General features: G+C 44.5%; 20 protein-coding genes. 7 read left to right on the top strand and 13 right to left on the bottom strand.

Going from position 1 to position 18,801, the window contains the following annotated elements:
* Positions 1-18 precede the first annotated feature (18 nt).
* The 3 genes from R7O13_RS15870 (at position 19) to R7O13_RS15860 (ending at position 2,224) form a co-directional block, all read left to right on the top strand.
* Positions 19-279, top strand: coding sequence for a type B 50S ribosomal protein L31 (locus tag R7O13_RS15870; RefSeq protein ID WP_005380295.1), 261 nt, complete (start codon positions 19-21; stop codon positions 277-279).
* 3 nt (positions 280-282) lie between these two features.
* Positions 283-408: a type B 50S ribosomal protein L36 gene (gene ykgO, locus R7O13_RS15865; RefSeq protein ID WP_005380299.1), complete on the top strand. Its 126-nt coding sequence runs from the start codon at positions 283-285 to the stop codon at positions 406-408.
* Between the two features lie 229 nt (positions 409-637).
* A complete protein-coding gene (locus tag R7O13_RS15860; RefSeq protein WP_005380301.1) occupies positions 638-2,224 on the top strand; it encodes an AbgT family transporter in 1,587 nt (528 codons plus the stop codon).
* A gap of 106 nt (positions 2,225-2,330) precedes the next feature.
* On the opposite strand, the gene R7O13_RS15855 is transcribed toward R7O13_RS15860, so the two are convergent.
* The 8 genes from R7O13_RS15855 to R7O13_RS15820 form a co-directional block, all read right to left on the bottom strand.
* Positions 2,331-3,404, bottom strand: coding sequence for a hypothetical protein (locus tag R7O13_RS15855; protein ID WP_213868620.1), 1,074 nt, complete (start codon positions 3,402-3,404; stop codon positions 2,331-2,333).
* Positions 3,401-4,513, bottom strand: coding sequence for an ATP-grasp domain-containing protein (locus tag R7O13_RS15850; RefSeq protein WP_213868618.1), 1,113 nt, complete (start codon positions 4,511-4,513; stop codon positions 3,401-3,403). The genes R7O13_RS15855 and R7O13_RS15850 overlap by 4 nt, the downstream gene beginning before the upstream one ends.
* On the bottom strand, positions 4,501-5,769 hold the full coding sequence (locus tag R7O13_RS15845; protein WP_373921009.1) for a F390 synthetase-related protein: 1,269 nt from the start codon (positions 5,767-5,769) through the stop codon (positions 4,501-4,503). Before R7O13_RS15845 ends, R7O13_RS15850 begins: the two co-directional genes overlap by 13 nt.
* A complete protein-coding gene (locus R7O13_RS15840; RefSeq protein WP_064368720.1) occupies positions 5,757-6,620 on the bottom strand; it encodes an MBL fold metallo-hydrolase in 864 nt (287 codons plus the stop codon). Before R7O13_RS15840 ends, R7O13_RS15845 begins: the two co-directional genes overlap by 13 nt.
* Entirely contained in the window at positions 6,589-7,575 is a 987-nt protein-coding gene (locus tag R7O13_RS15835) for an NAD(P)-dependent oxidoreductase (RefSeq protein WP_318304234.1), read from the bottom strand. The genes R7O13_RS15840 and R7O13_RS15835 overlap by 32 nt, the downstream gene beginning before the upstream one ends.
* Positions 7,572-8,561 carry a ketoacyl-ACP synthase III gene (locus R7O13_RS15830; protein ID WP_318304232.1) on the bottom strand — a complete coding sequence of 330 codons (990 nt, stop codon included), beginning with the start codon at positions 8,559-8,561 and terminating at the stop codon, positions 7,572-7,574. Before R7O13_RS15830 ends, R7O13_RS15835 begins: the two co-directional genes overlap by 4 nt.
* 194 nt (positions 8,562-8,755) lie before the next feature.
* Positions 8,756-9,205, bottom strand: a complete 450-nt coding sequence (locus R7O13_RS15825) for a YaiI/YqxD family protein (RefSeq protein WP_005380310.1) — start codon at positions 9,203-9,205, stop codon at positions 8,756-8,758.
* Positions 9,202-9,495 (bottom strand): hypothetical protein, encoded by a 294-nt coding sequence (locus R7O13_RS15820; RefSeq protein WP_005391777.1) that lies wholly within the window; start codon positions 9,493-9,495, stop codon positions 9,202-9,204. The genes R7O13_RS15825 and R7O13_RS15820 overlap by 4 nt, the downstream gene beginning before the upstream one ends.
* Positions 9,496-10,427: 932 nt before the next feature.
* Between R7O13_RS15820 and R7O13_RS15815 the strand changes: the two genes are divergently transcribed.
* Entirely contained in the window at positions 10,428-10,913 is a 486-nt protein-coding gene (locus R7O13_RS15815; protein ID WP_025768243.1) for a GNAT family N-acetyltransferase, read from the top strand.
* On the opposite strand, the gene R7O13_RS15810 is transcribed toward R7O13_RS15815, so the two are convergent.
* A complete protein-coding gene (locus tag R7O13_RS15810; protein WP_005380315.1) occupies positions 10,873-11,172 on the bottom strand; it encodes a DUF3301 domain-containing protein in 300 nt (99 codons plus the stop codon). The genes R7O13_RS15815 and R7O13_RS15810 overlap by 41 nt on opposite strands.
* Positions 11,173-11,185: 13 nt before the next feature.
* Complete coding sequence (locus R7O13_RS15805) at positions 11,186-12,223, bottom strand: DUF3549 family protein (RefSeq protein ID WP_005380317.1); 1,038 nt, start codon at positions 12,221-12,223, stop codon at positions 11,186-11,188.
* A 76-nt stretch (positions 12,224-12,299) separates the two neighbouring features.
* On the opposite strand from R7O13_RS15805, the gene R7O13_RS15800 reads away from it, so the two are divergent.
* Entirely contained in the window at positions 12,300-12,614 is a 315-nt protein-coding gene (locus R7O13_RS15800; RefSeq protein WP_042521408.1) for a YqcC family protein, read from the top strand.
* Positions 12,615-12,618: 4 nt separating this feature from the next.
* Positions 12,619-13,401, top strand: coding sequence for a tRNA pseudouridine(65) synthase TruC (gene truC, locus R7O13_RS15795; protein WP_033905516.1), 783 nt, complete (start codon positions 12,619-12,621; stop codon positions 13,399-13,401).
* A 67-nt stretch (positions 13,402-13,468) separates the two neighbouring features.
* Here truC and R7O13_RS15790 read toward each other — a convergent pair whose 3' ends face one another.
* From R7O13_RS15790 to map, 3 genes are all read right to left on the bottom strand, one after another.
* Positions 13,469-13,852, bottom strand: coding sequence for a DUF3461 family protein (locus R7O13_RS15790; protein WP_005380322.1), 384 nt, complete (start codon positions 13,850-13,852; stop codon positions 13,469-13,471).
* Positions 13,853-13,994: 142 nt separating this feature from the next.
* Entirely contained in the window at positions 13,995-16,619 is a 2,625-nt protein-coding gene (gene glnD, locus R7O13_RS15785) for a bifunctional uridylyltransferase/uridylyl-removing protein GlnD (protein ID WP_017636037.1), read from the bottom strand.
* A 108-nt stretch (positions 16,620-16,727) separates the two neighbouring features.
* Positions 16,728-17,606, bottom strand: coding sequence for a type I methionyl aminopeptidase (gene map, locus R7O13_RS15780; RefSeq protein WP_005380326.1), 879 nt, complete (start codon positions 17,604-17,606; stop codon positions 16,728-16,730).
* Between the two features lie 384 nt (positions 17,607-17,990).
* Here map and rpsB point away from each other — a divergent pair, with 384 nt between their 5' ends.
* Complete coding sequence (rpsB, locus tag R7O13_RS15775; RefSeq protein WP_005380327.1) at positions 17,991-18,719, top strand: 30S ribosomal protein S2; 729 nt, start codon at positions 17,991-17,993, stop codon at positions 18,717-18,719.
* Positions 18,720-18,801: the final 82 nt, after the last annotated feature.

Raw genomic sequence — 18,801 nt, 5'->3', positions numbered from 1 at the left:
ATTGAAAGGAAAAGTATTATGAAACCAGGAATCCACCCTGAATATCGTCCTGTGGTGTTCCACGACACCAGTGTAGATAAGTACTTTGTCGTTGGTTCTACGTTGAAAACGGAGAGAACCATCGAATGGAAAGATGGCAAAACTTACCCTTACTTTACGTTAGATGTGTCGTCAGCTTCTCACCCGTACTACACCGGTAAACAGCGCGTTGTACAAACCGAAGGTCGCATTGCGAACTTCAACCGTCGTTTTGGTCAATTTAAGAGCGAAAAGGAATAAATCATGAAGGTAGTAAAATCATTAAAAAGTGCAAAAAGTCGTCATCCGGATTGCCAGATTGTAAAACGGAGAGGGCGTCTTTATGTCATTTGTAAAACGAACCCGAGATTCAAAGCTGTGCAAAAGTAATCAACCTGCATATATCTAACTTATGGTTTTGTTTAATTGATAATGTTGAGTTAATTATCTTACATGGATGAAATATCTACATTTTTATTCAATGTTGGTTATAAATGCCTCTGTTCGTCACAGTTTGTAACATTTAGGGCTTTTATTTGACCTTCTACTCAAGTACCCTTCGCACGCTTTTTGACATTTTTGTCACATTTGCATAGGAATAAAAACAAGGAGGGAACAGATGAGTTCATCTGATTCAATTAAACAAAACTCGCCTAAGAAGCCGCTGTTTACGCGCTTTTTGGATACTGTCGAATATTTGGGGAACTTATTACCCCACCCGATCACACTATTTGCCATTTTCTGTTTAGCCATTCTGGTGATGTCGGGTATTGCAGGATACTTCGAAGTTTCCGTAGTTGATCCTCGTCCTGAGGGTGCAAAAGGTCGTGCCGCGGATGGCATGATTCATGTCGTTAGCTTGCTTAACGCTGATGGCCTTGAACTAATCGTTACCAATCTAGTGAAAAACTTTGTCGGCTTTGCACCTTTGGGTACGGTATTGGTTGCGATGTTGGGTGTTGCTATTGCTGAATACTCAGGCTTGCTATCTGCAGCAATGCGTGGCTTAGTCATGGGTGCATCTCAACGCATGGTAACAGTGACGGTCGTTTTCGCGGGTATCATTTCAAATACGGCATCAGAGCTTGGCTATGTGGTACTTATTCCACTGGCTGCAATGCTGTTCCATTCTTTAGGTCGTCATCCACTTGCCGGTCTTGCTGCGGCGTTCGCTGGTGTATCTGGTGGTTACTCAGCAAACCTACTTATTGGTACGGTTGACCCGCTGTTGTCAGGCATTACTGAAACGGCGGCGCAAATGATTGACCCAACTTACACTGTTGGTCCAGAAGTTAACTGGTACTTCATGTTTGTGTCGACATTCTTCATTGCAATCACAGGTGCGTTTGTTACTGAAAAAATTGTTGAGCCAAAGCTTGGCAAATACAGTGAAGAAGAAGCCTCAGAAGATTTGTCGAACGACAAAATGGGTGGCTTAACAGACATTGAGAAGAAAGGCCTAAAACTAGCAGGTGTTGCTGTACTGGTTGTTTCAGCGCTGCTTGCTTGGACGGTTGTTCCAGAAGACGGCATTCTACGTTCTGATGCAGGTACAATTGCAGGTTCACCATTCCTGAAAAGTATCGTGGCATTCATCTTTGTGTTCTTTGCTATTCCAGGCTTTGTGTTTGGTAAAGTTGTTGGCACGATGAAGACGGATCGCGATGTAATTGATGCAATGGCGAAATCTATGTCTTCTATGGGCATGTACATTGTATTAGTTTTCTTTGCGGCTCAGTTCGTTGCTTTCTTTAAATGGACTAACTTCGGTCAGGTATTCGCGGTTGCTGGCGCTAGCTTCCTGCAAGAAATTGGCTTAACTGGCCCAATGTTGTTCTTTGCCTTCATCCTGATGTGTGGATTTATCAACCTAATGATTGGTTCGGCATCGGCACAGTGGGCAGTAACGGCTCCGATTTTTGTTCCTATGTTGATGCTTGTTGGTTATGCACCGGAAACGATTCAGGCTGCTTACCGAATTGGTGACTCGACGACAAACATCATTACTCCAATGATGAGCTACTTTGGTTTGATTCTTGCCGTAGCGACTCGTTACATGAAGAACTTAGGTATCGGTACGCTGATCGCGACCATGCTACCTTACTCAATCTGCTTCATTGTAGGTTGGAGTGTGCTGTTCTACCTATGGGTATTCGTATTTGGTTTACCAGTAGGCCCTGGCGCAGCAACATACTACACACCGTAGAAAACGGTTACCTCACACAGCTCCATTATAAAAAGCCTGCGAACGTCGCAGGCTTTTTTATCGATTGAGACTGTGTACGCAGGCTTACCTGATTATAGATGTCGGATTATAGCTGAAAACGTATCAACAAAGGGCGATAAAAGTGCTGAGTGAGCCAGCACAAGCTTTTCCAAATTATGCGTTTGTACCAGGGTAAGTGCGCAATATACACATAGCTAAATTCAATTTCTGGCTGGGCTTTTCTGTTGCGTTTAAAAGCCGGAGCACCTGAGCTCATATTAAAGCGACGCTGGAATATCATTGCGTGGCGGATGGTATAGGCCGATATTCGACGATACAATGCGAGGCGTTGTGGCTTATTGGTATCGTAGCCAAAAATTGGGCAAGTCATATCATTATCAATTTCTACAATGCCTAACGTAGCCAGCATCTCTTCTTGATAAAACAGTCCCACTAACTTTACTAATTTGTTCTGGCTCGCCTGTTTTAAATATTGGGTTGAAAACTGGATGTTATTGATGCTGTATTTATCAAGGTAAAGCATGTCATATAACTCTTTGGCACGCTGAAACTCTTCATCAGTGGTAAGTGGTCTAAACTGCCAATCTTTATCATTAAGCAGTTTGAAGTCTTTCGTTAAATCTCGGTTGAAGCTGAACGCTTGCCAATCATCAAGTAAATACACTTGTCGTGTTACCAAGCTTTGCCATTGCTGCTGCTCTAATCGCTGAATAAAGCGTGATTGTTGACGTTGGTTAATGGAGCGAAGTACCAAGGGAAAGGTGGGATATTTATCGAGTGCGACGCGACGCAGTTCATCGAGATTTAAGGCTGCCCATTGTTCGCTATACATATTGGTGGACAAGCACTGATTGTTGAGCGTTTGGACTTGATCCAATCCAGCCAATGATAAGATTGGTTTAGTCATATTAATAAGTAACTTACATACCCATCGAACAGCCATATTTTTGACTTTGTGAAGCTCTTCTGCGGCGTAGCCACTAAGCAGTGTCATAGGGGAGACTGAATAACAGTTGTTTGGTATTTTTGGTGTTACGGAGTAAGGAATGGCAACATCATCGATATAGTAGCAACCAAAGCTTGCTGTGCATTCATCAATAGGATTTGACTGCATAAGAGTGATAAAGGTTTGATGCCATTCTTGAGAGGAAAGTGTCATGGGTTCAATGCCTCTCCATTCCACTCAATATCAACGGTAGAAGCGTCGCTCCACTTCGTCTTGTTCTGCCTAGCTAACCGGAGTAATTCAAACATACTCCGGATTTGGCTCCCGACCGGTAAGTTATGCTGTTGCATCACATTCACTCCAGACCACCAATCTTGCCAAGTTCGAGCCTTGAACAGGGATAACCCGCCTGCAGCGATGAGTGTTATTGGACCTAAATGATGCAATCGCTGCTTGGAAGGACTGGTAAACTCCATATTAGGAAGCAGTTGGTTGCATCGAGACGAGAGTAGGTGCAAACCACTGGTGGCTCTTGGGTTACATTCAATCACGTAGAGTTCATCTTGTGATTTGATGAAGTCAAACGACACTTGCCCATGATAAGTATGACGTTTACCAAAAGCGGCGATAAATCTATCTAGTCGTTTGCATGAGATCGGCTGAAAAGCACTGGCGGCCGAGCTGTTTACACAGTATTTCGGTACATAAGCTTGGTGTGCTTTAAGTTCACCATGTTCAAAAATTGCATAGTTACACACCGGAGTCCCTTGGATTTTTTGTTGCTGAACCCAAGGGAAAAGGGGCGATATCGTGGCGGCAGAAATAGACTGAGTCGTCACATCTCTTATGACTTGCCCGCCAAACCGAGAGTAAACTGGCTTTAGAACGGTTCTCTTATTAATTTCAACCTCACTTTTATCAGCGACCAAACGAGTTTTGGGAAGTGTAATTTCTGGCAAATCTTGAAGCTGTTCAAAGACGGTCAACTTGTTGTGCAGGGCATTGAGTAGTCCTACATTGGGCAGAAAAAAATCTACTTCTGGGCATTGTTTGGCAACATGAGCCAAGTAATACACTTCTTCACAAGTGGGTATCACCATATCAATACGCATCTGAGTAATGATTTTTAGGATCTGCTGTTGATAGGTGGGAAACGCAAATCGAGGCGAAGCGGTGGGGATATAAGACTCGATACCTCGCAAAAACGATCCTAGAGTTTTTTTTAGCGAATCGGTGAGAATTACGTCATGTCCATGATGCATACACATGGTTGCCCACTCTAGTGCAACTGGTGCTCGGGCTCCGGTGATTAAGACCCGCATATGTTCACCACACGTCGTTGTTTATTCATTGGCGTCCAAATAGGCGCAGGGCGGTAACTAAATCTGACAGGATCAAGCCGCAATTGGTCAAACAACTTTATCAAGGCTTGATGTATAACCCGATGGTGGTGAACATCCGCTTCAATTTGAATGGCTTGTGACCCTGTTTGGGTGATTCGGTAATCCACGCGACTTTGGGCGGATAGTGTTATAGCGCGGTAGATGAGATCTGGTAACACCGTCACTGGGACGTGGTTTGCGTTTAGCGTGAGGCGATCACCACATCGTCCGGCAATCGCGCCAAGAGGTTCAAATACGCCATTATCCTGTTTATTCTCAATAATATCGTCGAGCTGATAACGAATAATGGGCTGAGTTTTACGACGAAAATCGGTGATAATTGGGCTGTAATGAGTACGTTCGGTATTCAGCCAATGTTTTTCGATGTAAACAACATCTTGATTCCAGCGCATTTGTCCATGCTGATCCGTACATGCAAGAAAACCTTCAGTACATTGATAGACTTCATGGAGTTCGCTGTCGAACCGTTGAGAAATAAAGTGACGGTCACTCTCGGTTAGGACTTCTGCACCAGAAATGATCCGCTGTGGTTGAATTGCGGGTTGACCAAATTGACCGCTGAACTGGGCGCAGAGCTGAAGAGCTTGCGCACTACCAACCAAAAGCGTGGGTTGGAACTCATCCAACTCTTTTATCCATTCTTGGTAAGGTTTAGTTAAATCCGCATAAAAGAATGTGACAGGGCCTTTCGCGACGGATTTATACAGTGGGCTGTTGGCGCGCAAGGCTAGCGCAATTCGGTGCTTTTGCCATAGGTTGGGCAACAGGCGAGCCAATATATTGCCAGCCCACAGTTGCGTTTCCTGTTTGTCAGCAAGAAACAACCCGCGCATGCCTGATGTGCCCGAAGAAAGCCCAACAGTAACATCGCCAACTTTTGAAGCGGCGAAGTTGCGTGACTGTTCTGCTTCGAGTGCTTGTTGCATTAGCTGTTCAGCATCTAAGCCTTTCGTATTCAACTCCGAGAGGTTCTCCATCATGGTTTGCTTATTCATGATAGGGAAATCACTAAGTACTGCACCTTGAAGTGAGCGGTAATACGGTGAATTACAGCATACCCAATCTAGGTGTTGCGTTAAATGTCGTTGCTGCCAAGCTTCGACTTGTTCCCTTGAACCGAAAGGGCGGTAGCGGGTTCGCCAGAATTCTGAGATAAGCGTTATCACTTCATCCACCCTTCTTTGATTAGCTGCTGGATAGTTTCCTGACAATGTGAAGGCACGAAGCGAACAAAGTGGTGGGTTTGTTGGTAGCAACTTCTCAACTCGGAGAGGGTGTTTTTATAGGCCTTTGTGTCATCGCAAAGCATGTTAGCCAGCCAATGCTGATCGATATTTTCACTCAAGCTCTCAATTAACCAACATGCATCGGCGAGTAAGAACATCCAATCTCGTTCTCTCTTAACTAATAGGCCCACTTGACCCGCAGCATGGCCTGGCAAGCTAACCATATAAATGAATCCGTCGTCGAACATGTCTTTACAGAGCAAATTAACACCTTGGCACTGAGGAAGAATTTGGCTGATTGGTACAGAAAAGTCACTATGAATGAATAATTTAGATTCAAGTTGTGGAGGAAGTAGAGCTTTTAGGTATCCTTTTCTTACGCCTCCAATTCGACCACTTTTAGTAATTGCATCCACCCCTTTTTGTTGGCAATGCAATTGAGAGTGGGAAAACTCAGACACGGCAGCAATGTGATCAGCATGGAAGTGGGAGAGTACTAAGTGTTCAATATCATGAGGTTTGAGACTTTCTTTTGCTAACTGCGCAACAATTCCGTGTTCTTTTTTATAGCGACAAGGTGTTGTCCAAGCATAAAAACGTTCAGGGAAGGGGCGAGTCGCGCTAAAAAAATGCTCGTGATATCCCGTGTCAAACAGGATGTTGCCTTGTGTTGGGTGCTGAATTAACGCAACGGCTGCCGGAAATGCTCTAGGCTTGATACCAGAACCTGGTTTGACAACAAAGCCTGGGTGTACGCAGTGTCCAGCCTCAAAGATTTTTATTTTTAGACCAGTTTGCATACTGCTGTATTCCTTCTTGAATTGAAAAAAGCGGTTGGTAATTCAGTGTTTGTTTCGCCTTGCTGATATCCAGAGTTTGATGATAGTTAAATAATCCTGCGCTGTATGAGGTGAGCCTTGGTTCTGGCTGATGTGGTAAGTGCCTTCGTATTTGCTCACTGAGCTTTAATAATGGTGATACCACACCGTATGGTAATGATTGTAACGTTACTTTTAGGTTTAACCCCTCACATAAAGCTTGCAGAACAGTCTCAATTGGCATTGGTTCGTTGTTGGAAATGTTGAACACATCACCATGCTGAAGTTGGCCTGCCTGAGTGCAAGCGAGCATCGCTGCATGGGCAACGTTGTCGACATAGGTCAGATCAACCACAGGATTTCTACCCGATGGCAGAAGCAGAGTGTTGTTTTTTATCGCCTTAAGCACTCTTGGGATAATCGCGCGATCATTGGGTCCAAAAATGCCACGCGGCCTTAAAATGATCGCTTTACTTCGGCCTTTTACGGCTTCAATTTCCGATAGGTATTTTGTGTGTGCATAATCATTACACCAGTATGAAGCTATGGCGTCGGTTTCTCGAATATTCCAACGGTCTTGATGGTCAAAGTAGACGCTGGTGGAGGAAATATGGATAAAACGCGAGATTTGATGGGTATTAGCCGCATTGACGAGGTTTTTGGTGGCATCTACATTGGCTTGATAAAACGCCTGCCACTTTCCCCATGGGCTTGAGAGAGCGGCACAATGGATGATTGCATCCATACCTTGGCATACCGCATGAACTGCTGAGTGGTCTCTTAAATCGACTATATGGGGGATAACATCGAATTGCTCGGCGAGTTGTTTAGCGATGACTGTATTTCGTGCTGTAAAATGCAGTTCATGCTGCTGGTGAAACATTCTCAGAATTGCGCTACCCAACATCCCGCTGCCACCAGTGACCAATATCTTCATAGTTTTAGCACTCCCATCCCTAGTGACAACCCTGCGGCGGTGCCAGCTAATAACACATGTTTTCCTGCGGTTTCTGGCTGATTACGCAGCCAGTGTAAGTTAATTGGGAGTGAGGCGGCGACTTGGTTTCCCAAAGTCGAAAAGTGATTAACGGTTTTCTCTGTTGGTAGCCCGGTGAGTGAAGGCAGTTTTTTTAATCCATGCGCGCTGGCTTGATGAGGAAGAAAATAATCAATATCGCCGAGTGTTACCGGAGAGGCGTCAAACCCTTTTTTTAGAAACGCTGGTAAGGCGTTACGCACATGTTTAAAGAGTGCTTTGCCCTCCATCTCAAACTGGCAACTTTTTAAATAGGCTTGATGTTCGGAGGTATGCGGATTGATATGACTACCTCCGCCCTTAATTTGACAAAATGAATACCCGGTATGATGCGTTTCAAAGTGACTGGTGAGCAATCCATCATCGTTGTGTTCTTCGAGCAAAAATGCGGCGGCACCGTCTGCGAATAGCGTTGCAACTTCTGGTTTGAGCGTAAAATTTCGATTCAGTGTGATGCCAGTGGCGAGTTCGCTGGTGACAATAAGAATCCGACGGTATCGTTTTGCTAAGAATAGACTCTGGGCAAGATCAAGCGCAGAGAGAAAGGATAAACAGGTGCTGTTCAAATCAAAGCTTTCTAGCCATGTTGGAGCGTCTAACGCGGCGAGAACCGCTGAGGCGTCGTAGGGTAGAGACTGGTGGTGTGTGCCGCTAGCGTAGATAAGAAGATCAACGGAGCTTAAGGTATGTGTGTTTCCTAAACACTGCTCTATTGCCTGCACTGCCATGTAAATAGCGGTCTCTTTTGTATTGGCTACATGACGATATTCAACGTCGAATTTATTTCGGCAGGTCCCTGGCGCTAATTTTAGGAAGCGATCCATCTCTCGAGCAGACCATTGATTCGTTGGCAGGTAGCTTCCACTGGAAACGATGTTAAAGCCCATTATTCTCTATACACTTATTAAAAACGTCGTTCAAAATAAACCACGTTGCATATTGAAGCTATGGCGAGCGAGATGAAAAATAAACAGAACAAAACAAATGGGAGTAAGAGCACGCTTTGGGTGCAATGCTGAGAATGAATTTTCAGGAATGAGCCAGGCTTTGATTTGCTGGCTCAATATGAATAGAGTGAGGGTTACTTCTTGAATTTCGCCAAAATACGATCCAAATGGTTTGCAAATTCGCGTCGATCGGTTTGAGAAAGCGCGGCGGGCCCACCTGTCTGAATTCCGCTTGAACGCATGGTTTCCATAAAGTCGCGGATATTTAGGCGAGCTTTGATGGTGTCTTTTGTATAGAGCTCGCCACGAGAACTGAGGGCTTGAGCGCCTTTAGAGATAACCTCATCTGCAAGCGGAATATCTGACGTGATCACCAAATCGTTGGCTTCTACACGCTTGACGATTTCGTTGTCTGCGATGTCAAATCCCGCAGGGACTTGCAGCGAGTGGATGTTGTCTCTTTTCGGCACAGGGACAACGTGGTTAGCGACAAACGTACATTCAATCCCCGTACGCTCGGCGGCACGCACAATGGTTTCGCGAATAACTTTCGGACACGCGTCTGCATCTACCCATAACTTCATGATGATTTCTCACTGAGTTTCGCTTCTAACTCTTCAATACGAATGGCTAGCATTTTTACGGTGCGTTCTAGGGCTTCAAGACGATCATTATCGGTGTGGTGCTGTGCTGCGATTTCAACCTTGGGTACGCGTTGAGCACTCTTCCAACTTTTTATTGCGGTGATTAACGCTGGCATTGGAACTGGCGTTTTCAATCGTGCTTTCACTAACGCTACGGTTGGCTCTTTTCCTTGTTGTTGCAACTGTTCCATTGCCGCTTCTAATTCTTTAGTAACGTCTTGAGTTAACATTTTTAATCCTTAACAACGATATATCTATCATCATACGTTGAGTGCGCTGATTTGGCGAATGGCATTTTGGAGAGTGTAGTGTGAGAGATCTCTTACATAGGTTGTGAGAGAAAACGATTTCGTAAGCGGAAAAAGAGAAGCTGAAGAGCTTAAGTTTCTGATAAATAATGATTTAACAACTTGTTAACCAATGTGAGAGCCAAATATTTATCTTGGATAGATTGTCTATTTTTGGAAAAGGCGTAAATTGAGAGTTGTCAGCAGGAAGCAGACATGGAACAGGAAAGCACCAAGGATTTGGTTATCGTCAGGAAGACGATTTGGTTGGTCAGGATGATTAATCAAGCATGGAGCGTAGGACATTGTAAGGATACGATCATCAATAGGATGTTGATGACTAAGGATAGACAATGGACCCCTCTAGGATTGAGGTTATGGACAGCATCAGGAAGATGCAAGGGACACCGCTCAAGGAACAAGTGACGTGTGCTAACGAGGAATGTTAGCAGTCAGGATGATAAGGACACCGCTAGGACGGCGACGTAAGGAATAAGCTGACGGAATCAGCCACTATTATGGATGATGCATGGAGCACTTTTAGTAGCCGGACTGCTGCGAGTAAGACCATGACCCCGATACTTATGTGTCGGGGTCTTTCTTATATAAAAACGATATCCAGTGTTCTCATTGAATTCAGCATCTCGATGTTACTTGGGGATATCAATATCACAAAATATATAAATTCCTAATAACACTTAATAAAAAACAACTCAGATCAATATCCTTTCCAACCAGTTGGTTTAACTTTCGGCTTCTCTACAAGGTGTTATGCCCGCAATCATTGAGCATGTTCAGCTCATCGAGTTTGTGATCTGCGGATAGATTAAGTTTGTTGTAATCAAGGAACAGATGTGGCCATAGTAACCAGAAGAATGCTTCTTCTACCCTACAATGAGTCGTTGCAACTAGAATTCGTCATGCTGAATTGCTGTGCGAAAAACCGTGCTGAATTGAATGGTCCGTATACAGTTGCGTCTGCCAAACAGATGTTTGAGAAAATACTGGATGATGAGAACATTTATAGTATGGCAGTGCTAGAGAGCACCAGTCGTGACTATATGGGGCACGTGTTCATTGCTAATCTCGATTCCGAACCTGAATTAGGGTTTATTTTTGATAAATCATATTGGGGTAAAGGGTTAGCAACAGAAGCACTAAAAGCATTTTTCCCCAAAGCGTGCCGTGAGTTGGGCTTGAATAAGGTGAAAGCTAACGTGAATAGCAATCATCAAGCTTCTATGGCGGTACTGAAAAAGCTGGGATTTGTTAAAACAAAAGAAAGTAAGGATGTATATGGTCCTTACTTTGAAATGGAATTTACAAGCGATGCGGTGGTAGGTGAAAGTTCTGCGGCCTGAAACCGACCATGGTTAACTCTCCTTGGTAGCAATCGTCACCAAGAGATGAAAACTCAAATTGATACACCGTATGCCAACGCCAGACTCCGTCTGGCGTTTTTAGTTTATGGGCACCAAAGGCGATGCTGATTAATTGGAGATCCAATTGCTCACATTTACGCGTGATGGCCGCTTTTGCGAGTTCGGCTTGGCGACGCTGTTGCCAAAACAGGTAACAGAAAAAGCAGAGCCCTAAAATTGCTAAAAGATCACCAATCATTCCTGAACCTTTCTTAGCTTTTTGTTGTTTGTTGTAAGCTTACTAGCGCATTTGCTAGTTCCTCTGATGGGTTTGAATGCAGTAAAGGCAATAACACCATTCTTAACTCTGGCAGCATCACTAAATCGGCAAATAACTGATTAAATAGGGCTTGATTACCGGTTTGAGCTAAACGCAGCAAAAACTGTTCTGCTACCTTTTCATTGGCGAGTAAGTGCCAAGCGCGACCCGCCACACCAATCAATACCTCCTGATGGCTTAAACGAGGGCTATGCAATATCGCATCTAATACTGGAGAGGCGACTTCTGTTGGTGCACCAGCAAGGGCTCGGATAAGTGCTGAAAGTAGGAAGAGATCAGGTTCGCTACTTGCGATTTCTTGCTGTGCCTTTTCCGCGATACGTTCTGCTAAACGCTCTTGAAGCTCTACGTGCTCAAGCGCACCTAATAGGGCATAAAGTGGCTCATTTGGTAGGTGGTTCAACGCTTTGCGTATCATTACCCCGTTTTGCTCTTTGTCCAGGCGAGCGGCTATGTCTGTGATACCTTGCAGACCTACAGTTTGCCAATTATCCCAGCCTAAACCTCCAGAGAAGTAATGCTGGGTATGCTCGTAATATTGGCTGGTAGGAAGATTGAGGTTTGCGCGGACCTGGCTATGAAACACGGCCATTTTATCTTCGGAAGGTTTGAAAGTGTATGGGTTGTTAGACAGCTTTTGTTGTTGCTCTTCAGTGATATCATCATTGAGGCGTGTTCCCATAGCCTCCACGACGTATTTAATGAAATTGCCGATATCCGCTTGCTTTAACAAACCGCGCTCGTCCAATTCAAACTTTAGAAACCAAATCCAAGGTTGCTTTTGTTCATTCCAATAAGCGATGGCAAGGTGTGCTTTACGCTGCATTGGAAATGGGTAAGGTGCTTGACCTTTTTCTACATCGGTAAACTCTTTCTTAGCGATGGTTTTGATACGGCGACCAAGATCGAAGATTTGATAATCACAGTGGCTGTTGTTCAACAGTTGAGTGAGGGTTTGAATGTTTTCCATTAAATACGACGTCCTAACGTTCTTTTCACAAGAAATGGTATCATTCTCGGCTAATTCAAGGTTCGAGATAGAATTAATGGTAACAAATACTCAATTGGTCGACTTACTTCACCAACTTGAAACGCAGCTTAGAGAGCATAAATTGTGGCAATACACTATGCCTTCAGAGCAAGCCTTACAAAGTGCGGAGCCATTTGCGATTGATACATTGCATCCTCATGAGTGGTTGCAGTGGATTTTTATAGCCAGAATGCACGCACTAGTGAAAAATAACCAACCACTGCCAAGAGGGTTTTCTCTCGAGCCCTATTTTTCAGAAGCGTGGAAGCAGGAACCGCAGTTCGCCGAGCTGCTCGTTACAATCCGAACCATTGACGAACTGTGTAAGTAAACGAATGCTAGAACAAGAACTAACGCGATCTTCAGAACCAGTTGAGCTGGAGATCGTTTATCAGGATGAATATTTTGTAGCGGTCAACAAGCCTGCAGGCATGTTAGTGCATCGCAGTTGGTTAGATAAACACGAAACTCAGTTTGTCATGCAAACTTTGCGCGACCAAATTGGTCAGCATGTGTTCCCATTGCATCGTCTGGATCGCCCAACATCTGGTGTGCTCGTGTTTGCGTTGTCGAGTGAAGTCGCATCACAAGTCATGCCGATGTTTGCTGAACATAAAATGGAAAAGACATACCACGCAATAGTACGCGGTTGGATTGAGGAAGAGGGCGTCTTGGATTACGCACTCAAAGTGGAGTTAGACAAGATTGCTGATAAGTTCGCTTCACAAGAAAAAGAAGCGCAAGAAGCGGTGACGGAATATAAGCCGTTGGCTAAAGTGGAGGTTCCCTATTCGACGGGTAAATTTCCTACAACGCGTTATTGCTTAGTTGAGATGAAACCTAAAACGGGGCGTAAGCACCAACTTCGTCGTCATATGGCACATCTACGCCATCCGATCGTGGGTGATACAACGCACGGGGATGGAAAGCACAACAAGCTGTATCGCACAGAGTTTGATTCTCATCGTTTGCTACTGCATGCTTCAGAGTTACGGTTTGTCCATCCATTTACCGATCAAGAGATTGTCATGACGGCCAATCTTGATGAAACTTGGCAGCAATTGTTTACTCGATTTGAGTGGGATGAACCGATAATCGGCGCAGTTAGATCTAGATAATGATTGAGTACAAATAAAAAGGGTTAGCATCAATGCTAACCCTTTTTAATATTTAAGACTTAACGTTTTACTTTAGTTTTTCAAGATCCGCTTCGATCTCTGCGATCTTGCTCGAAACGACTTTTTCTAAATGACGAAGGTCTGAAAGAATTTTCTCTTTTACATCAACCTCAGGTTGTTTCGTTGGCTTAGTGATTTTATTCAGTTCATCAATGACTAATGTGAGGTTACGGTTGATTTCCGTTACTTCTTTATATTTGTGACTGCCACTGTCCACAAGAACATTTTTGATTTGGCGCGGGTATTTGAATTTAACGCTTTTAGCGAACAGTTCGCCTTTTTGCTTGTGGAAATAGATCTTGAGTACGTCTTTGTGTGCTTCTTGGCGTAGGGAATAACGTTCAATCTGCTTAGGGTCGTGAATACCCAAACCAGTGAGGTGGGGATACATAGGCTACCTCTATTACATCGAATTGATATTGATATAACTGTAGCAGCCTATGTATGAGCTAGATAGCTGATATTTAGCCAAAATGCTTAAATTGTGGGCAAGATCGCTCTCGCCCTGAACCGAAAAGATTGGCAGGTTTGATCTAAGCTGCGACCTCATCAGATAACTTTTCGATCAATCTCTCTCTTAGCTCATCCTGTTGTTCTTCACTTAATCTTCCCCCTGCATCACTGGTTAAAATAAACAAGTCTTCTGCTCGCTCACCAATGGTGGTGATTTTTGCACCATGAAGGTTGATATTTAAATCAGCAAACGTACGGCCTACTTTGGCCAACAGCCCTGGTGTGTCTAGCGCGACAAACTCCATTAAAGTGTGTTTTTTACCTTTGGTTGGTAAGAAGTCGACTTTGGTTTTCACGTTAAAGTGCTGAAGTTTGTTCGGAGTACGGCGCGTTTTAATCTTGGTTGGTCGGCCTGCCTCCAGTACATGAGTGAGGTGTTTAATCACCGCGGCGTGACGAGACTCATCGATCGCTTCGCCATGTTGATCGAGTACCATAAAGGTATCAATCACGTGCCCATCTTTGCTGGTCATGATTTGCGCGTCGTGTACATTAAAATTACGCCTATCTAACTCCGCCACGACTGTCGCAAATAAAGCAGGCTGGTCTTTCGTATATACAAACACCTCAGTGCCGCCACGAGTGGCTTTTTTACTGATCAACACCAAAGGCTTAGTCGGATCTTCCATGCGAAGTAAGTGTTCGCAGTGCCACGCGATTTGCGTATGGGTATGACGAAGGAAGTAGTCAGCTTTGAAGCGTTGCCACAATACTTCAATTTCGCGCGCGGCAAACCCCTCTTTGCGCAGCATTGCGGAGGCCATTTGTTGATTGTGGCGAATTCGCTCACGCACATCGACAGGGTTCTCTAGGCCTCTACGTAAAGCACGTTGTGTGGAGTAATACAGCTCCGCAAGTAAAGTTCGTTTCCAAGCATTCCAAAGTTCTGGGTTGGTTGCACAAATATCTGCAACTGTCAGGCATACAAGATAATCGAGAGATTCTTCGTCTCTGACTTTTTTGGCAAATTCGGTAATAACATCAGGATCATAAATGTCTCGGCGCTGTGCGGTGACAGACATTAATAGATGATGTCTTACCAACCAAGCGACAAGTTTCGCTTCGGGCTTCGATAAGCCATGCTCAATGCAGAAGTCGTATGCTTCTCCTTCACCGATAATCGAGTGATCGCCGCCACGACCTTTCCCGATATCGTGGAAAATAGCGGCAATAATCAGCAGCTCTTTCTTTTGCATCCGAGGGTAGACGTCACAGCAAATAGGGTGCTTCGCATGATTTTCTGGGTCACTAAAAGTGTTGATGTGTTTAAGTAAGCGAATACTGTGTTCATCAACGGTGTAGGCATGGAATAAGTCAAACTGCATTTGACCAACAATCTGACTCCATTGCGGTAAATAGGCCGCCATAACCCCTAATCGGTGCATGAGGCTGAATGCTTTGTGAAGAGCATTAGGGTGACGACATAACGCCATGAACTTTTCACGCGCAGCAGGAATGGTGTGCAAAAACTTGTTGAGCCGACGCCGAGCGGTGCGCAGTTGACGCAGCGTTGGTGGGCTCACCCCTTCAATAGTTGAGTCGTTAGCAATATGTAAGAACATATCCAGAATAGTTTCTGGGCGAGCTTGGAACAATGCGGGTTTCCGCGCTTCAATTAAAGAACCGCGACGTTGAAAGTCCGTATCGAGAATCTCGGCACTTTCTGTTGCCCCACCATTAATGATCGCTTGGTCAAAGAGTTTGAGTAGCATTTTATTGAGCTCTGCCACACGACGAAGCGTGCGGTAGAACTCTTTCATCATCATTTCTACGCCTCGATTGCCTTCTCCGACGTAGCCTAGATTTTCCGCAACTTGAGCTTGATGGGCAAAGGTCAAGCGGTTGTCATAGCGGCGAAGCTCCATGTGCAGAGCGAAACGTACTCGCCAAAGGAAGTCCTGACATTCAACCAATTCTCGGTATTCTGCGTCAGTTAAAAATCCGTATCGGCTCATTTCCAACAATGAAGTAGCACCAAAGTGACGTCGAGCGACCCAGCTTAATGTATGAATATCGCGCAGCCCGCCAGGGGTTGATTTAATGTCTGGTTCTAAGTTGTAGGTCGTGTCGTGGTAACGTGCATGGCGTTCGCGCTGCTCTTGAATTTTAGCGCGGTAAAACGTCTCACTTGGCCAGAAAGAGTCTGATAACACGACTTTCTTCAGTGCCTGAAAGGTGTCCTCGCTTCCACACAGCAATCGCGCTTCTTGCAGGTTTGTCGCGACCGTTAGATCGGCTTTACCAATTTCAGCACATTCAGTAACGGTGCGAACAGCGTGTCCGACCTCGAGTTTTAAATCCCACAACAGCGTAATGAATTCGCTGATTTTTGCTTCTAACGCGGTTGGCAGTTTATTGTTCGACAGAATCAAAATATCGATATCGGAGAGCGGATGCAGCTCGCCGCGTCCGTAGCCACCAACGGCAACCAGGGAAATGTTGTAAATATCCTTGAAGCCAAAATGTTGCCACAAACGATTGAGAAGCAGATCCATATATTCAGCTCTGGCTAAAACCAAGCTTGTTACCGGATGATGATTGAGAAACTCTTGGTTTTGATTAGAGCTAAACTTCTCTAATTCTTGTTTGAGTTCACCGATATTGATTTGTTCATCGGAAAAGGTAAGAGGGGACTGAAGTGTCATATTTGCCATCCGTGCAAGCTAATCTAATAACAATCTAACAAATTTGCGGCAGATAAAAAATATCCCCGCCGAAGCAGGGATATAGTAAACAACGAGTGGTCGTCAGCTTTACGCGTTTTTCATTAGGCGAGGAATCGTATCGTCGCTACGAAGCGTCAGTACTTCACAACCTTCTTTTGTTACAACAATGGTATGTTCCCATTGCGCAGAGTTCTTGCCGTCGCCCGTGTAAACAGTCCAGTCATCTTGTGCATCAACAGAGCAACCAAATTTACCTGCGTTAATCATCGGCTCAATAGTAAAGCACATGCCTTCTTTTAATACGCGGCGGTCTTTGTTCTTGTAATGAACCACTTGTGGTTCTTCATGGAACTCATCGCCGATACCGTGACCACAGAAGTCTTTCACAATAGAAAACTTGTTGCGAGGATTGTTCTTGTTGTTCTCTTTGATGTACTTCTCGATAGCTGTACCGATGTCACCAACCGTTGAACCTGGCTTAACGGTACGCATACCAACATACAGTGCTTCTTGAGCTACCATGCATAGACGTTTGTTTGCAGGCGAAACATCACCGACTAGGAACATCTTAGAAGTGTCACCATGGTACCCCTGAGGACGCACGCTCAGATCGGCATTCTCATCATTTGGAACGATTACGGTAATATCAACGTTTAAGATGTCGCCATCTTTTAGTACCGCCGGCTTCATTTGGCCGTTGCTACCGATTTCGTCTTTTTCCGCTGGAATACCGTGGCATACGATATGGTTGATTGAAGTACAGATCGACTTAGGGAAACCATGGTAATCAAGCGGAGCAGAGTATGCACCTTTTTCTAGAGCGTACTCATGACAGATTTTGTTTAACTCTTCTGTCGTCACACCAACTTTGATGTGTGGTTCGATCATTTCTAGAATCTCTGCGGCTAGCTTGCCCGCAATGCGCATGCGTTCTATTTCTTCAGCAGTTTTAATCTTGATTGACATTGGCTTTCTCTACTTATTCCTAAGCACGTAAACGTGCGAATGGCCGCATTCTATCAGACATCGGGGCGTTAACCCAAGTTAGATAGGAATATGCATCATTCTTAATTCGATCATATGTTTAAAGTTTTGCTTATAAATAGGAGAAAGTGGCTCGGTGAAGAAATAATTTTTACTAGCCACAGTGAGCTAAAATATGGTATAAAGCGCGCCGGAATAGAGGACTGTTCTCTTCGTTTAGCAAAGTTAAGCGGCGAAGCAAGCTTCATCCGAATAACCTTTTATCTTTAAATCACACACATTCCGTCACATATTCCGGGGTGCTGAGCAGAAGCTTGGTCGGAGTTATGGGGAATGTGGAGGCCTAACCCCATAGAGGATTTTAAAATGGCAACTGTATCAATGCGCGATATGCTAAAAGCTGGTGTTCACTTCGGTCACCAGACTCGTTACTGGAACCCAAAAATGAAGCCATTCATCTTTGGCGCTCGTAACAAAGTTCATATCATCAACCTAGAAAAAACTGTACCAATGTTCAACGACGCTCTAGCTGAACTAGCTAAAGTTGGCGAGAAGAAAGGTAAGGTTCTATTCGTAGGTACTAAGCGCGCTGCATCTGAAGCTGTTAAAGAAGCTGCAATCGCAAGCAACCAGTTTTACGTAAACAACCGCTGGTTAGGCGGTATGCTTACAAACTACAAAACAGTTCGTCAGTCTATCAAGCGTCTAAAAGAACTAGAGACTCAATCTCAAGACGGTACTTTTGACAAACTAACTAAGAAAGAAGCTCTAATGCGTACTCGCGAAATGGAGAAGCTAGAGAAATCTCTTGGTGGTATCAAAGACATGGGCGGCCTACCAGACGCTCTATTCGTAATCGACGCTGATCACGAACACATTGCAATTAAAGAAGCTAACAACCTAGGTATTCCAGTATACGCTGTGGTAGATACTAACTCTAACCCAGACGGCGTTGACTACGTAATCCCAGGTAACGACGACGCGATCCGCGCTGTACAGCTATACCTGAACGCTGCTGCTTCAGCAGTATCTGAAGGTCGTAACAAAGACGTAGCTGCAGTTGCTGAAAAAGACGGTTTCGTAGAAGCTGAATAATAGCGGCTCTGTGTCACACTTGGTCTATGTGAAACCTTTGTGTAGCATAAACTAAGTTATAGTTAGCAATGGGGGCCGACAA

The organism is Vibrio sp. Y176 (assembly GCF_033438945.1).
The sequence above is the reverse complement of the archived record's forward strand: the minus strand, read 5'-3'. Positions and strand labels throughout refer to the sequence as shown.

What these genes read in the sequence shown, in the direction of transcription:
- ykgO (WP_005380299.1), top strand. Translation starts at nt 283, where the DNA reads ATGAAGGTAGTAAAATCATTAAAAAGTGCAAAAAGTCGTCATCCGGAT.
- R7O13_RS15825 (WP_005380310.1), bottom strand. Translation starts at nt 9,205, where the DNA reads ATGAAGTTATGGGTAGATGCAGACGCGTGTCCGAAAGTTATTCGCGAA.
- R7O13_RS15835 (WP_318304234.1), bottom strand. Translation starts at nt 7,575, where the DNA reads ATGAAGATATTGGTCACTGGTGGCAGCGGGATGTTGGGTAGCGCAATT.
- R7O13_RS15790 (WP_005380322.1), bottom strand. Translation starts at nt 13,852, where the DNA reads ATGTATCCCCACCTCACTGGTTTGGGTATTCACGACCCTAAGCAGATT.
- map (WP_005380326.1), bottom strand. Translation starts at nt 17,606, where the DNA reads ATGTCAATCAAGATTAAAACTGCTGAAGAAATAGAACGCATGCGCATT.
- R7O13_RS15840 (WP_064368720.1), bottom strand. Translation starts at nt 6,620, where the DNA reads ATGCAAACTGGTCTAAAAATAAAAATCTTTGAGGCTGGACACTGCGTA.
- R7O13_RS15870 (WP_005380295.1), top strand. Translation starts at nt 19, where the DNA reads ATGAAACCAGGAATCCACCCTGAATATCGTCCTGTGGTGTTCCACGAC.
- R7O13_RS15830 (WP_318304232.1), bottom strand. Translation starts at nt 8,561, where the DNA reads ATGGGCTTTAACATCGTTTCCAGTGGAAGCTACCTGCCAACGAATCAA.
- R7O13_RS15805 (WP_005380317.1), bottom strand. Translation starts at nt 12,223, where the DNA reads ATGGAAAACATTCAAACCCTCACTCAACTGTTGAACAACAGCCACTGT.
- truC (WP_033905516.1), top strand. Translation starts at nt 12,619, where the DNA reads ATGCTAGAACAAGAACTAACGCGATCTTCAGAACCAGTTGAGCTGGAG.
- glnD (WP_017636037.1), bottom strand. Translation starts at nt 16,619, where the DNA reads ATGACACTTCAGTCCCCTCTTACCTTTTCCGATGAACAAATCAATATC.
- R7O13_RS15850 (WP_213868618.1), bottom strand. Translation starts at nt 4,513, where the DNA reads ATGCGGGTCTTAATCACCGGAGCCCGAGCACCAGTTGCACTAGAGTGG.
- R7O13_RS15820 (WP_005391777.1), bottom strand. Translation starts at nt 9,495, where the DNA reads ATGTTAACTCAAGACGTTACTAAAGAATTAGAAGCGGCAATGGAACAG.
- R7O13_RS15860 (WP_005380301.1), top strand. Translation starts at nt 638, where the DNA reads ATGAGTTCATCTGATTCAATTAAACAAAACTCGCCTAAGAAGCCGCTG.
- R7O13_RS15800 (WP_042521408.1), top strand. Translation starts at nt 12,300, where the DNA reads ATGGTAACAAATACTCAATTGGTCGACTTACTTCACCAACTTGAAACG.
- rpsB (WP_005380327.1), top strand. Translation starts at nt 17,991, where the DNA reads ATGGCAACTGTATCAATGCGCGATATGCTAAAAGCTGGTGTTCACTTC.
- R7O13_RS15810 (WP_005380315.1), bottom strand. Translation starts at nt 11,172, where the DNA reads ATGATTGGTGATCTTTTAGCAATTTTAGGGCTCTGCTTTTTCTGTTAC.
- R7O13_RS15815 (WP_025768243.1), top strand. Translation starts at nt 10,428, where the DNA reads ATGCTTCTTCTACCCTACAATGAGTCGTTGCAACTAGAATTCGTCATG.
- R7O13_RS15855 (WP_213868620.1), bottom strand. Translation starts at nt 3,404, where the DNA reads ATGACACTTTCCTCTCAAGAATGGCATCAAACCTTTATCACTCTTATG.